The sequence below is a fragment of the Streptomyces sp. NPDC058691 genome, assembly GCF_042714775.1.
Lineage (GTDB): Bacteria > Actinomycetota > Actinomycetes > Streptomycetales > Streptomycetaceae > Actinacidiphila.
Map to the genome: position 1 here is coordinate 1 of NZ_JBHXSO010000104.1, position 14,577 is coordinate 14,577.

6 protein-coding genes and 1 tRNA gene are annotated in these 14,577 nt (G+C 70.8%); 1 reads left to right on the forward strand and 6 read right to left on the reverse strand.

Annotated features, from left to right (window positions below):
- Positions 1 to 37: 37 nt before the first annotated feature.
- From ACFWVC_RS37235 to ACFWVC_RS37250, 4 genes are all read right to left on the reverse strand, one after another.
- Entirely contained in the window at positions 38 to 835 is a 798-nt protein-coding gene (locus ACFWVC_RS37235) for a helix-turn-helix domain-containing protein (RefSeq protein ID WP_384298415.1), read from the reverse strand.
- 231 nt (positions 836 to 1,066) lie between these two features.
- Positions 1,067 to 3,724, reverse strand: coding sequence for a DNA translocase FtsK (locus ACFWVC_RS37240; protein WP_384298418.1), 2,658 nt, complete (start codon positions 3,722 to 3,724; stop codon positions 1,067 to 1,069).
- 113 nt (positions 3,725 to 3,837) lie between these two features.
- Positions 3,838 to 4,518 (reverse strand): response regulator, encoded by a 681-nt coding sequence (locus ACFWVC_RS37245; RefSeq protein WP_319659232.1) that lies wholly within the window; start codon positions 4,516 to 4,518, stop codon positions 3,838 to 3,840.
- Between the two features lie 300 nt (positions 4,519 to 4,818).
- The gene (locus ACFWVC_RS37250) at positions 4,819 to 10,287 is read right to left on the reverse strand and encodes a HAMP domain-containing protein (RefSeq protein WP_384298422.1); all 5,469 of its coding nucleotides are present in this window, start codon (positions 10,285 to 10,287) and stop codon (positions 4,819 to 4,821) included.
- Between the two features lie 284 nt (positions 10,288 to 10,571).
- On the opposite strand from ACFWVC_RS37250, the gene ACFWVC_RS37255 reads away from it, so the two are divergent.
- On the forward strand, positions 10,572 to 13,187 hold the full coding sequence (locus ACFWVC_RS37255; RefSeq protein ID WP_384298425.1) for a SpoIIE family protein phosphatase: 2,616 nt from the start codon (positions 10,572 to 10,574) through the stop codon (positions 13,185 to 13,187).
- Positions 13,188 to 13,253: 66 nt separating this feature from the next.
- Here ACFWVC_RS37255 and ACFWVC_RS37260 read toward each other — a convergent pair.
- Positions 13,254 to 13,326: transfer RNA gene (locus tag ACFWVC_RS37260), tRNA-Thr, on the reverse strand.
- Positions 13,327 to 13,388: 62 nt separating this feature from the next.
- Complete coding sequence (locus ACFWVC_RS37265; RefSeq protein WP_384298428.1) at positions 13,389 to 14,369, reverse strand: DegT/DnrJ/EryC1/StrS family aminotransferase; 981 nt, start codon at positions 14,367 to 14,369, stop codon at positions 13,389 to 13,391.
- Positions 14,370 to 14,577 lie beyond the last annotated feature (208 nt).

Consider the following 14,577-nt stretch of genomic DNA (forward strand, 5'->3'; position numbering starts at 1 on the left):
GCGCCGCAGTGTGCTCGCGCGCCCGTGGTGGCGGACGTCACCCGGCTTCCGGGTCGCCGGGGGTGAAGGTCAGCCGCTGGACCTGACCGGGATCGCCCGCGGGGCCCAGGTCCTTGCCGTTGACGAAGAGGTCGACGGCGCCGGCGTTGCCGATGATGAGGTTGACCTTCGACTTGTCGGTGAAGGTCTTGGCGTCGCCCTGCTCCAGGCTGCCCTGGTACAGCTGCTTGCCACTGCTGTCGACGGCCTGGATCCAGCTCTTGCCGTTGTCGGCGGTGAGCTTGACCGTGACCTTGTCACCGGGGGCGGCGGCGATGGCGCTGTCGGTCGCCTCCGGCGTGGGGCTGGTCTTCTGGGTCGCGGACGGCTTGGCGGTGGGGCCCTGCGCGGACGGCTTGCCGGCGACGGGCTGCTTGCCGCCGTCGTCGCCGCCGTTGAACAGGGTGAAGCCGACGAAGCCGACGACCGCGACGATGGCCGCCACCATGGCGGCGGTCCAGTTGGGGCGGCGCGGCTCGGGCCGCATCCGCTCCGCCTCGTACAGCGGTGCTACGGGGGTGGGGGACGGAGTGCTGCCGTGCTCGGCGGAGAACTGCTCCACCAGGACCTCGGGATCGAGGCCCACGGCGCGCGCCAGCGCCCGGATGTGGCCGCGGGCGTAGACGTCACCGCCGCAGCGTGAGAAGTCGTCCTGTTCGATCGCATGGACAATGGGCGGCCGCACACGGGTGGTGGAGCTGACCTCGTCGACGGTCAGCCCGGCGTCGAGACGGGCTCGGGCGAGGGCACGACCGACCGAGGGACGGTCGTCGGGGGGCGGGTTGCCGATGGACACGGGTGCGCCTTTCGAGCGTGTAGCCACCTGCTGGAGACTCAGTCTAGGGGGGGTTGCAAAAGGTCGGGCAAGCGGGCGGGCGTTGTTTGTCCGCCATCAGGATTGCCGTCGTGACCGGCACCGATGACAGTCGGCCATACGCCTTCCCCTTGCACTAACTTGACGTACGGGCAGGAGAAACGGTTGCTCCCCGCCCACTTACGAGTGAGCTACGGATGGGCTACGAACGGGCTACGCCCCGGTCTCGCCACGCAGGACCGCGAGTACCCCGTCCATCTCGTCCGGTTTGACCAGCACGTCACGGGCCTTCGATCCCTCGCTGGGACCGACGATCCCGCGCGATTCCATCAGGTCCATGAGCCTGCCCGCTTTCGCGAAGCCGACACGCAGTTTGCGCTGGAGCATCGACGTCGAGCCGAACTGGGTTGAGACCACGAGCTCCGCGGCCTGGCAGAGCAGGTCGAGGTCGTCGCCGATCTCCTCGTCGATCTCCTTCTTCGGGCCCGCGCCGACCACGACGTCTTCCCGGTAGGAGGGCGTCAACTGCGCCTTGCAGTGCTCGACGACGGCGTGGATCTCATCCTCGGTGACGAAGGCGCCCTGCATGCGGATCGGCTTGTTCGCGCCCATCGGCAGGAACAGCCCGTCACCCTTTCCGATGAGTTTCTCGGCACCGGCCTGGTCCAGGATGACCCGGCTGTCGGCGAGCGAGGAGGTCGCGAACGCCAGCCGCGAGGGCACGTTGGCCTTGATGAGACCCGTCACCACGTCGACGGAGGGCCGCTGGGTGGCGAGCACGAGGTGGATGCCGGCCGCGCGGGCGAGCTGCGTGATGCGGACGATCGCGTCCTCCACGTCCCGCGGCGCGACCATCATCAGGTCGGCGAGCTCGTCCACGATCACCAGCAGGTAGGGGTACGGGGACAGCTCGCGCTCGCTGCCCTCCGGCGGCTTCGCCTTGCCGCTGCGCACCGCCGCGTTGAAGTCGTCGATGTGCCGGAAGCCGTAGGCGGCCAGGTCGTCGTAGCGCAGGTCCATCTCGCGCACGACCCACTGGAGGGCCTCGGCGGCCCGTTTGGGGTTGGTGATGATCGGCGTGATGAGGTGCGGGACGCCCTCGTACGCGGTCAGCTCCACGCGCTTGGGGTCGACCAGCACCATGCGCACCTCGTCGGGGGTGGACCGGGCCAGCACCGAGGTGATGAGGCAGTTGATGCAGGAGGACTTGCCGGAGCCGGTGGCGCCCGCGACGAGGATGTGCGGCATCTTCGCGAGGTTGGCCATCACATAGCCGCCCTCGACGTCCTTGCCGAGGGCGACCGTCATCGGGTGCTCCTCGCCGGCGGCGTCCGCCGACCGCAGCACGTCACCGAGATTGACCATCTCGCGGTCGCTGTTGGGGATCTCGATGCCCACCGCGGACTTGCCGGGGATCGGGCTGATGATCCGTACGTCGGGGCTGGCGACGGCGTACGCGATGTTCTTGGCGAGCGCGGTGATCCGCTCGACCTTGACGGCCTGGCCGAGCTCGACCTCGTAGCGGGTGACCGTCGGGCCGCGGGTGAATCCGGTGACCGCCGCGTCCACCTTGAACTGCGAGAAGACGCTCTTCAGCGAGTCCACCACGGCGTCGTTGGCGGCGCTGCGGGTGCGGCCGGGGCCGCCGCGCTCCAGCAGGTCCAGGGAGGGCAGGGAGTACGTGATGTCGCCGGCCAGCTGCAACTGCTCGGCGCGCGGCGGCAGGGGCTGCCCGGCGTCCGGCGCCGACTTCTTGGTGAGGTCCGGCACGGAGGGCCCTGAGGTGTCCTCGGCGGCCCCGGCAGCCCCGTTGTCCCGGGCCTGCGGCACCGACTGGTGCACCAGGTCCGCCACGACCGACGAGCCGGGGACGCCGTAGGTCAGCGCGCCGTCGAGGTCCGCGGCAACCCCGTAGGCCAGGTCGACCGTGCCGAGGCCGCCGGGCGTCAGGTCGGGCAGCGGCGGCTGCTCCGGCCGGCGACGGCCGCGGCGCCTGGGTGCGGGCTCCCCCGGTCCGGAACCGGCGCCGGGCTCGTCCTCGAACAGGTCGCCGAACGGGACCGCGTCCTCGTCGGGTTCCTCCTCCGGCTGCACCTCGACCAGGCCGAGCCGCATACCGGCTTCCCGCAGGCGGCGCGGGATCGCGTTGACCGGGGTCGCGGTGGTGACCAGCAGCCCGAAGAAGGACAGCAGCGCCAGCAGGGCGACCGCCAGCGGGGCGCCCACGGTGTAGCGCAGCGGTGCGGAGGCCGCCCAGCCGATGAGTCCTCCCGCGTCCCGGATGGCGTCGGCGCCCTGGCCCCGGCCGGGCGAGCCGCAGCCGATGTGCACCAGGCCGAGCACCCCCACGGCGAGCGTGGACAGCCCGATCACGATCCGCCCGTTGGCGTCGGACTGCTGAGGGTGGCGCATCAGGCGCCACACGACGGCCCCGAGGAGGACGGGCACCAGCAGGTCCAGCCGGCCGAACAGCCCGGTGATCAGTATCTCGACCAGGTCGCCCACCGGGCCGCGCAGATCGGACCAGGTGCCGGTGGCGACGACCAGGGCGAGGCCGAACAGCAGCAGCGCCAGCCCGTCCTTGCGGTGCGCCGGGTCGAGACCGCGCGCGCCCCGGCCCACGCCACGGAAGAGCGCGCCGACGGTGTGCGCGAGGCCGAGCCACAGCGCCCGGGTGAGCCGGTAGACGCCCCCGGTCGGCGAAGGCGCGGGCTTGGGCGCGGGCTTGGCGGGAGCCGCCTTCTTGGCCGGGGCCTTCTTGGCGGGTGCCTTCTTCGCCGCCGGCTGCCTGGTGGCGGCCTTCTTCGCCGCGGGCTTGGCCGCAGGTTTGGCGGCAGCCTTCTTCGCGGTGCCGGACGTACGTGGGGCCATGGTGCGAGGTTACCGTTCCGTCCCGGGCGCGACACCCGTGGCCACAGATACGCCCGTTCGTGTCGCGCCCCGGACACACCAAGGGTGACGAGGTGTCAAAGAGCCAACCGTGGTCACTCTTGCGAGGGGATCTTTTTGTCGCCGGAGCCGGTGCCCGGCTCCAGCGCGTCCAGCGCACGGCGCAGTCCGGTCAGTTTGCGCTCCAGATGGGCGGCGGTCGCCACCGCCGCCGCGTCCGCCGACTCGTCCAGCTGCTTGGAGAGCGCTTCCGCCTGCTCCTCGACCGCCGCCAGCCGCGCGGACAGCTCGGCGAGCAGACCCACCGGCTCCTTGGCGCCGTTGGCACCCTGCCGGGCGCCCTGCTCCAGTTGCAGGCGCAGCAGGGCGGCCTGCTCCCGCAGCTGGCAGTTCTTCATGTAGAGCTCGACGAAGACCGAGACCTTGGCCCGCAGCACCCACGGGTCGAAGGGCTTGGAGATGTAGTCGACCGCGCCGGCCGCGTAGCCGCGGAAGGTGTGGTGCGGACCGTGGTTGATCGCCGTGAGGAAGATGATCGGGATGTCCCGTGTGCGCTCCCGGCGCTTGATGTGCGCCGCGGTCTCGAACCCGTCCATGCCCGGCATCTGGACATCGAGCAGGATCACCGCGAAGTCGTCGGTGAGCAGCGCCTTGAGCGCTTCCTCCCCGGACGATGCCCGTACCAGTGTCTGATCGAGCGCGGAGAGGATGGCCTCCAGCGCCAGCAGATTCTCCGGCCGGTCATCGACCAGGAGGATCTTGGCCTTCTGTACCATGGCCCGCCCTCCTCGTCCCGGCACTGCACCGGGTGCCGCCCCCATGGACGACTCCTGACCGCCGTCCGTCCTTGTGCCGGTCATGGTAGCCGCACCCCGCTGTCCGCCACACCCTGTCACCGCCATGTCACTGTGCACGTAGCAGAAACGCAAGCGGGGACCAGAAGGTTCCCTGTTTCCCGCACCCTCACACCTCCGCGAGCACTCCGTGTCATGACCCGAGCCGGTCGCCCCGCCGCGGTGACCGCCGCGAGGCGGCCACCGCGTCCGTCGTCCGGCGCTCCGTCACCCGACACTCCGTCACCGCGCGTGCATCCACTGCTCCATCACCGCGAGAAGGTGGTCGGTGTCCACCGGCTTGGCGACATAGTCGGACGCACCCGACTCGATGCTCTTCTCCCGGTCGCCCTTCATCGCCTTCGCCGTGAGGGCGATGATCGGCAGCCCCGCGAACTGCGGCATCCTGCGGATCGCCGCCGTCGTCGCGTAGCCGTCCATCTCCGGCATCATGATGTCCATCAGGACGACCGCGACGTCGTCGTGCTGCTCCAGCACCTCGATGCCCTCCCGGCCGTTCTCGGCGTACAGCACCGTGAGCCCGTGCTGCTCCAGCACGCTGGTGAGGGCGAAGACATTGCGGATGTCGTCGTCGACGATGAGCACCTTCTCGCCGCTGAAACCACCCGCGAAACCGGTGTACGCGTCGCTGTGCGCACCGTCGACCCACGACTCGGCCGGCGGCAGCTGCCGGTCCGGCTGCCCCGTGGCCGCCATGGGCCGCTCGGAGAGGGTCGACCGGCGGCGCAGCCGCGCCAGGCTGCTGCCCGCCCCGCCGCGGCGCCCGCCGGTGTGCGCGGGGGCCGTGCCGCGCAGCGGCTCGGCGTACCCCTCCGGCTCGGCGAAGGCCTCGCCCGGCGGCAGTTGCGCGTAGCCGTGCGGCGGCAGTTCACCGCTGTTCAGCGGCAGGTAGAGGGTGAACGTCGAGCCGCGGCCGGGCTGGCTGTCGGCGTGGATCTCGCCGCCGAGCAGCCGCGCGATCTCCCGGCTGATGGACAGTCCCAGGCCCGTGCCGCCGTACTTGCGGCTGGTGGTGCCGTCGGCCTGCTTGAACGCCTCGAAGATGACCCGCATCTTGCTGGCCGCGATGCCGATCCCGGTGTCGGTGACCGAGAAGGCGATCAGCGGCTCGTCCGGGGCGCGCAGCGAACCGGACTCCAGCAACTGCTCCCGGATCGCCTGCGGCGCCTCCGGTCCGGCCGGGCGGATCACCAGCTCCACCGAGCCGCTGTCGGTGAACTTCACGGCGTTGGACAGCAGGTTGCGCAGCACCTGGAGCAGCCGCTGCTCGTCGGTGTGCAGCGTCGCGGGCAGCTCCGGGGAGACCCGGACGGAGAAGTCCAGGCCCTTCTCGGCGGTCAGCGGCCGGAAGGTCGCCTCGACGTAGTCCACGAGCTGCACGAGCGCGATCCGGGTCGGGCTGACGTCCATCTTGCCCGCCTCGACCTTGGACAGATCGAGGATGTCGTTGATCAGCTGGAGCAGGTCGGAGCCCGCGCCGTGGATCGTCTCGGCGAACTCGACCTGCTTCGGCGACAGATTGCCCTCGGCGTTGTCCGCGAGCAGCTTGGCCAGGATGAGCAGCGAGTTGAGCGGCGTGCGCAACTCGTGCGACATGTTGGCGAGGAACTCGGACTTGTAGCGCATGGAGACCGCGAGCTGTTCCGCGCGCTCCTCCAGCACCTGGCGGGCGTCCTCGATCTCGGTGTTCTTCACCTCGATGTCGCGGTTCTGGCGGGCCAGCAGCTCGGCCTTCTCCTCCAGCTCGGTGTTGGAGATCTGCAGCTGCTTCTGCCGGTTCTCCAGCTCCGCCGAGCGCTCCCGCAGCTGCTCGGTCAGCTCCTGGGACTGCTTGAGCAGGTACTCGGTCTTGGTGTTGACGCTGATGGTGTTGACGCTCACCGCGATCATGTCGGTGATCTGGCCGAGGAAGTCCTTCTGGATCTGCGTGAACGGCTGGAACGAGGCCAGCTCGATCACCCCGAGCACCCGGTCCTCGAACAGCACCGGCAGCACGATGACATGCGCCGGCGGTGCCTCGCCGAGCCCGGAGGAGATCCGCAGATAGCCCGGCGGCACGTTCTCCACCAGGATGCTGCGCTTCTCCACCGCGGCCGTGCCGATCAGGCCCTCGCCGGGCAGGAAGACGGTGGGCATCGTCCGCGGGGAGAAGCCGTAGCTGCCGATCAGGCGCAGCTCGTACTCCTCGATGATGTCCTCGGTGGCCGGCTCCTCCGCGAGGAAGAACGCGCCGTGCTGGGCCGCGACGACCGGCGTCAGCTCGCTCATGATGAGCCCGCCGACGTCGTTGAGGTCCCGGCGGCCCTGCATCAGACCGGAGATGCGGGCGAGGTTGCCCTTCAGCCAGTCCTGCTCCTTGTTGGCGAGGGTGGTCTCGCGGAGCCTGACGATCATGGTGTTGATGTAGTCCTGGAGCTCCAGGATCTCGCCGGCCGCGTCCACGTCCGTGCGGATGTTGAGGTCGCCGCGGGTCACCGCGGTCGCGACCTGGGCGATGTTGCGCACCTGACGGGTGAGGTTGTTGGCCATCAGGTTGACGGACTCGGTGAGGTCCTTCCAGATGCCCGAGACGCCCGGCACACGCGCCTGGCCGCCGAGGCGGCCCTCGGTACCCACCTCGCGGGCGACGCGGGTGACCTCGTCACCGAAGGCGGAGAGCTGGTCGACCATCGTGTTGATGGTGGTCTTGAGCTCCAGGATCTCGCCGTGCGCGTCGACGTCGATCTTCTTGGACAGGTCGCCGCGGGCCACCGCCGTGGTGACCATGGCGATGTTGCGGACCTGGCCGGTCAGGTTGGACGCCATGTTGTTCACGGACTCGGTCAGGTCCTTCCACGAGCCGGAGACTCCCGGCACGCGGGCCTGACCGCCGAGGATGCCGTCGGTGCCCACCTCGCGGGCCACACGCGTCACCTCGTCACCGAAGGCCGACAGCGTGTCGACCATCGTGTTGATCGTCTCGGCGAGCTGGGCGACCTCGCCGCGCGCCTCGACCGTGATCTTCTTGGTGAGGTCGCCATTGGCGACCGCCGTCGCGACGGAGGAGATCGAACGCACCTGACCGGTCAGGTTGTTGGCCATCAGGTTGACGTTGTCGGTGAGGTCCTTCCAGATGCCCGAGACGTCCCGCACGCGGGCCTGACCGCCGAGGATGCCGTCGGTGCCCACCTCGCGGGCCACACGCGTCACCTCGTCGGCGAAGGCGGACAGCGTGTCGACCATGGTGTTGACGGTCGTCACCAGGGCCAGGATCTCGCCCTTGGCGTCGACGGTGATCTTCTTCGACAGATCGCCCTGCGCGACCGCCGTGGTGACCTCGGCGATGTTGCGCACCTGCATGGTCAGGTTGTTCGCCATGAAGTTGACGGACTGCGTCAGGTCCTTCCAGGTGCCCGACACGCCCTTGACCTCGGCCTGGCCGCCCAGGATGCCGTCGGTGCCCACCTCGCGGGCGACCCGGGTCACCTGCTCGGCGAACGCCGAGAGCTGGTCGACCATCGTGTTGAGGACGTTCTTGAGCTCCAGGATCTCGCCGCGCGCGTCCACGTCGATCTTCTGCGACAGGTCACCGCGGGCCACCGCGGTGGCGACCTGGGCGATGTTGCGCACCTGGGCGGTGAGGTTGCCGGCCATGCCGTTCACCGAGTCCGTCAGGTCGCGCCACACACCGGCCACGCCGGGCACCTGTGCCTGGCCGCCGAGCCGGCCCTCGGTGCCCACCTCGCGGGCCACCCGGGTCACCTGCTCGGCGAACGCCGAGAGCTGGTCCACCATCGTGTTGATGGTGTTCTTCAGCTCCAGGATCTCGCCGCGCGCGTCCACGTCGACCTTCTGCGACAGGTCACCGCGGGCCACGGCCGTCGTCACCTGGGCGATCTGGCGGACCTGAGAGGTCAGGTTGCCCGCCATGAAGTTGACGGAGTCCGTCAGCTCCTTCCACACGCCGCTCACGCCGTCGACCCGCGCCTGGCCGCCGAGCCGGCCCTCGGTGCCCACGTCGCGCGCCATGCGCGTGACCTGGTTGGCGAAGGAGGACAGCTGGTCGACCATCCGGTTCACGGTGTTCTTCAGCTCCAGCATCTCGCCGGAGACGTCCACCGTGACCTTCTGCGACAGGTCGCCGTTGGCGACCGCGGTGGTCACCTGGGCGATGTTGCGCACCTGGCCGGTGAGGTTGCGGAACGCGGTGTTCACCGAATCCGTCAGGTCCTTCCACAGACCCGCCGCGCCCGGCACCTGCGCCTGCCCGCCCAGCTCACCCTCGACACCGACCTCCCGGGCCACCCGGGTCACCTCGGCGCCGAAGGCCGACAGCTGGTCGACCATGGTGTTGACGGTGTTCTTCAGCTCCAGCATCTCGCCGGAGACGACCACGGTGACCTTCTGCGACAGGTCGCCGTTGGCGACCGCCGTGGTCACCTGCGCGATGTCACGCACCTGACCGGTCAGGTTGCGGAAGGCCATGTTCACCGAGTCGGTGAGGTCCTTCCAGATGCCCGCGGCGCCCGGCACCTGCGCCTGCCCGCCGAGCCGGCCCTGCGCGCCGACCTCGCCGGCGACACGCGTCACCTCGTCGGCGAAGGTGCGCAGCGTCTCGGTCATCGCGTTCACGGTCTCGGCGAGCTGCGCGACCTCGCCGCGCGCGCCGATGGTGATCTTCTGCGACAGGTCGCCGTTGGCGACCGCCGTCGTGACCTGCGCGATGTCGCGCACCTGGGCCGTCAGATTGCCGGCCATCAGGTTGACGGAGTCGGTCAGGTCCTTCCACACGCCGTCGACGCCGGCCACCTTGGCCTGGCCGCCCAGCTGGCCCTCGGTGCCCACCTCGCGGGCCACACGCGTCACCTCGGACGCGAAGGAGGACAGCTGGTCCACCATCGTGTTGACGGTGTTCTTCAGCTCCAGCATCTCGCCGGCCACATGGACGGTGACCTTGCGCGACAGATCGCCCTTGGCGACCGCCGTGGTCACCAGCGCGATGTCGCGCACCTGCGCCGTCAGCCGGGAGGCCATGGTGTTGACCGAGTCGGTGAGGTCCTTCCAGGAGCCGGCCATGCCGCGCACCCTGGCCTGCCCGCCGAGCTTGCCCTCGGTGCCGACCTCGCTGGCCACCCGGGTCACCTCGTCGGTGAACGTGGACAGCTGGTCGACCAGCCCGTTGACCGTGCGGCCCACCTTGAGGAACTCGCCGCGCAGCGGGTGCGCGGCGCCGTCCGGCCCCTGCGAGCGCAGTTCCATGCGCTGCTCCAGGTCGCCCTCGGCGACCGCCGACAGCACGCGGCCGACCTCGGACATGGGACGTACGAGATCGTCCACCAGCGCGTTGGAGGCGTCGATGGCGGCCGCCCACGAGCCCTCGCACGCCCCCGTCTCCAGGCGCTCCGCGAGCTTGCCCTCCCGGCCGACCACCCGGCGGACCCGGGCGAGCTCACCGGTCAGGTGCTGGTTGCGGTCGGCGACCTCGTTGAACACGGCGGCGATCTCCGCCATGACGCTGTCGCCCGTGACCGTGAGCCGCTTGCGGAAGTTGCCGTCCCGCATCGACTCCAGCGCCGACAGCAATCTGTGCAGTGCGGCCGAATCCACCTCGACGGTCCCGTTGCCGCGCGAGCGCGCCTGCTTCACCCGTGCGGAACCACCCCGCTTCGCCGCGGGTGCCGCGCCGCCTCGCGCCGATGCGCCAGACTCCACCGTGTCCCTCCCGGAGGGTCGACCGAACTGCATGTGCCTGGTTCAGGCATGCCCAGTGTTTCACCATGCCCGCACCCGGCCATAACAGTTCGGCAGCATCGCATATGACCGTCGCCACGATCGGGGCAGGAACACCCCCAACCGGCACACGCGTGGTCGCCAGGGGTAAGTAACCTGGCATGCGGTTGCCCACCTTGGGCCGGGCGTACACCTCGAAGTGGGGGCCGGTGGTGACAGTACAGCGAACGACAAATGGTGACGTCCCCGGACAAACAAGGAGATCTGTGATCACGGCGCGCGCAGCGGCCACCTTCGAACCGGTGGGGCGCTCGGTCGCCACCGCACGCGCATTCGTCCGCGACACCCTCCAGGGCTGGGGCTTCGCCGAGGTCGTCGACGACGCCGTCGTCCTCACCAGCGAGCTGGTCACCAACGCCGTGGTGCACGCGGGCACCGCGGCCGACGTCCAATGCCTGCGCTACGAATCCGCCGTGCGCATCGAGGTCGCCGACCGCTACCCCGAGCGCGAGCTTCCGCTGCACGACGCGAAGAAGCAGATCCACCCCGACCACGAGGGCGGCCGCGGCCTGCTCCTGTGCTCGGCCCTGGCCTCCCGCTGGGGTGTGGAGTACACCCCCGCCAACAAGCACGTCTGGTTCCACCTGGACGTGCCCCAGCGCCCCGCGGGCACCCGCGCCGCCGGACCGGCCCTCCCGGCCTCGGCGCTGCCGCTCGCCGACGAGCAGGTCCGCGTCGCCGTCGTCCAGGTCGACCGCGGCGGCATCATCACCCGCTGGAACCAGGACGCCGCCGAACTCTTCGGCCACCCCGACGAGCAGATCGTGGGCAAGCCGCTCGGCGATCTCGCCGCCTGGCCGCAGACCCCCGGCACCGGCCACGGCATCGCCGAGGCGCTGCTGCTCTCCCGCTGGGAGGGCAGTTACGGCGTCCGCGGCGCCGACGGCCGCATCATGCCGGTGTACGGCACGCACCTGCGCGTCCGCGACACCTCCGGCGAGCCCTCGACCGTCTGCCTGCTGGTGCGCGAGGACGCCCGCGCCGTGCTGCAGAACCCCGGCCGCCCCGTGCTGTCCGCCGATGGCGGCATGGACCGCGGCAAGGCCGCCGACCCCTTCGAGTCGTTCATCGGCTCCCCCCCGCCCGACGACCTCGACGGCCTGCTCCAGCGCACCGTGGAACGCGCCCGCGACATGCTCGACGGCGACGCCGCCTACCTGCTCCTGGCCACCGACGACGAGACCGAGCTGGAGGTACGCGCCTCCACCGGCCTCCCCTCGGCCCGTCAGCGCTTCGCCCGCGTCCCCGTCGAGGCCGGCACCGGCCGCTACGGCAGCGCGCGTATGCCGGCCGTCCACGAGGACCTGACGGCCGTTCCCGGCGCCGTCCCGCTGCTCGCCGGCACCGGCATGCGCTCCGTCATCACCGTGCCCCTCAAGGTCGAGGGACGCCTCACCGGATCGCTCGGCGTCGCCGCCGAGACCCCCGGCCGCTACAGCAACGAGGAGGCACTGCGGCTCCAGTTCGCCGCGGACCGCATCGCCCTCGCCGTCGAAAGCGCCCGTCTCACCGAGCTGGAACGCCTGCGCCGGGGCTCGCTGTCCTTCCTCGTCGAGGCCTCCGACCTGCTGGCCGGCACCCTGGAACGCGACCAGACCCTCGCGCTCATGGCCCAGATGACCGTGCCCACGCTGGCCAGTTGGTGCGCCGTCTACACCATCGCCGACCAGGCCTCCGAGCCCGAACTCGCCTTCGTCCTCCACGAGGACGAGGACCGCATCGACGGCATCAAGGCACTGCTCTCCCGCGTCGCCCCGCCCCAGCCCGACCCGACCCCCGGGGCCCGCGTCTGGACCGCACCCGCCGACGCCGCCCATTCCACGGCCCTGCGCGCCTCCCTGCGCAGCCTCGGCCTCGGCTCGGCCGGACGCCCCGCCACCGGCCCCGGGACGGCCCTGGCGACCGCCGCTGCGGTCGGCGGCGAGACCGTCGTGCTGCCCCTGGTGGCCCGCAACCGCGTCATCGGCATGCTGACCCTCGGCAAGGCCGCCGACGAGCGCTTCCGCCAGGAGATCCTGGAACTCGCCGAGGACCTCTCCCGCCGGGCCGCCCTCGCCCTGGACAACGCCCGCCTCTACAGCGAGCGCACCGCCATCAGCCAGTCCCTCCAGCGCAGCCTGCTGCCACCCGGGCTGCCCGACATCCCCGGCGTCGAGGTCGAGGTCGTCTACCGCGCCGCCGGCGAGGGCAACGAGGTCGGCGGCGACTTCTACGACGTCTTCCCGATCCGCGACGGCTGCTGGGGCTTCGCCATCGGCGACGTCTGCGGCACCGGCCCGGAGGCCGCGGCGGTCACCGGCCTCGCCCGGCACGCGCTGCGCCTGCTCGCCCGCGAGGGCTTCAGCGGCCCCTCCGTCCTGGAACGCCTCAACGCGGCCATCCTCGACGAGGGTTCCCGCAGCCGCTTCCTGACCCTCCTGTACGGGGAGCTGTGGCCCCAGGCCGACGGCAGCGCCGAGTTGAAGGTCGTCTGCGCCGGCCACCCCCTGCCGCTGCGCCTGCGGCAGACCGGCGTGGTCGAGCCCGCGGCGGAGCCGCAGCCCCTGCTCGGCGTCATCGAGGACCTCGAACTCGTCGAGCAGAACGTCACCCTCGCGCCCGGGGACGTCCTGCTCTGTGTCACCGACGGGGTCACCGAGCGCCGTGAGGGCACCCGCATGCTCGGTGACGACGGCCTCGCGGACGTCCTCGCCACCTGTACCGGTCTCACCGCCGGCGCCGTCGCCGCCCGCATCCAGCGCGCGGTGGAGCGCTTCGCCTCCGACGCGCCCTCCGACGACATGGCCATTCTCGCCATGCGCGTTCCGGAGCTGCCCGCATAGCACGCCCCCGCAGTTGAGGGCATATGAAAAAGGCCCCCGCCGAATGGCGGGGGCCTTCTTTCTCTGAGCCCCAATACGGAATCGAACCGTAGACCTTCTCCTTACCATGGAGACGCTCTGCCGACTGAGCTATTGGGGCGCGCCGACGTGCAGGATCTTAACCCATGAGGCGCCGGGTTCGGAAATCCGTCCGGCGAACGCTCAGAGCAGTCCGCCGAGCGTGTTGCAGGCCTCGGCCATCCGCTTCAACTCGTTCTCCGTGAGCCCCGGGTGGACCGGCAGCGACAGCGTCTCGCCGGACGCCGCCTCGGTCCGCGGCAGGAAGGAATGCGACCGGTACTTCGGCAGCCGGTGCACCGGGGTCGGGATGCTCACGTCCGCCCGCACGCCGCGGGACGCCAGCGCCATCGCGAACGCGTCCCGGTCGGGGCGCCCGTTGCCCGGTATGCGCACCGTGTAGCGGTGGTACACGTGGTGCGCGCCCGGCTCGACGTACGGCACGAGCACGCCCGTCAGGGCGGAGTCCAGGTACCGGCAGTGTGCCCGCTGCCGGGCGACCGAGCCCTCCAGCTTGCGCAGCGCCGCCCGCCCGCCGGCGGCCCTGTTCTCGGCCAGCCGCGCCGCCGCATGGGCGCCGTCCCTCAAGCGCTTGACGCCGGCGGCCAGTTCGGGGTGCTCCGTGGTCACCATGGCCCCCTCCGCCAGCGCGAAGACGCTCAACGCGCCGTACGTGCCGACCATGCGGCCCGCCAGTGTCGCGGCCTGCGCCTGGGTGGCGTCCTCGACGATCGCCAGGCCGTGCCGCGCCGCCAGGTCCGCGAGCTGGTCGACGGCCGCGGGGTGCCCGAAGAGGTGTACCGGGAGTATCGCCACCGTAAGCGGCGTGATCGCCGCCGCGACGGCTTCCGGGTCCAGACAGAACGTCAGCGGGTCGATGTCCGCGAACACCGGTACCGCGCCGACCAGCCGCACCGCGTCCGCGGTCTCCACCGGGGCGAAGGACGGGAGGATCACTTCCTCGCCGGCACTGATACCCAGCGACAGCAGCGCGAGGTGAAGGGCGGAGGTCGCGGAATCGACCGCGACGGTATGGCGATCGTCCACCGCCGAGGAGAACTCGTCCTCCAGCGCCGCGACTTCAGCACCCTGTTCCAGGAACTGCTGCATCAGGCTCACCTCCACTTGCCCGTCATCGTCAGGATTACCGTGACCGGTGAGGAGCCGCTGAGCTGAACATGAACAACGGGTGTTGGGCAAACAAATAGCCGTGGCCCCCGCCCGCAGTGCCGGGGGCCGGGTGTATTATTTTTGGGGGGGGGGCGACTCGCCCCCACGGGACCCCCACCCGTACCAACCGCGCGGAAAAGCTTTTGTTGCGGGGTGGTAAATT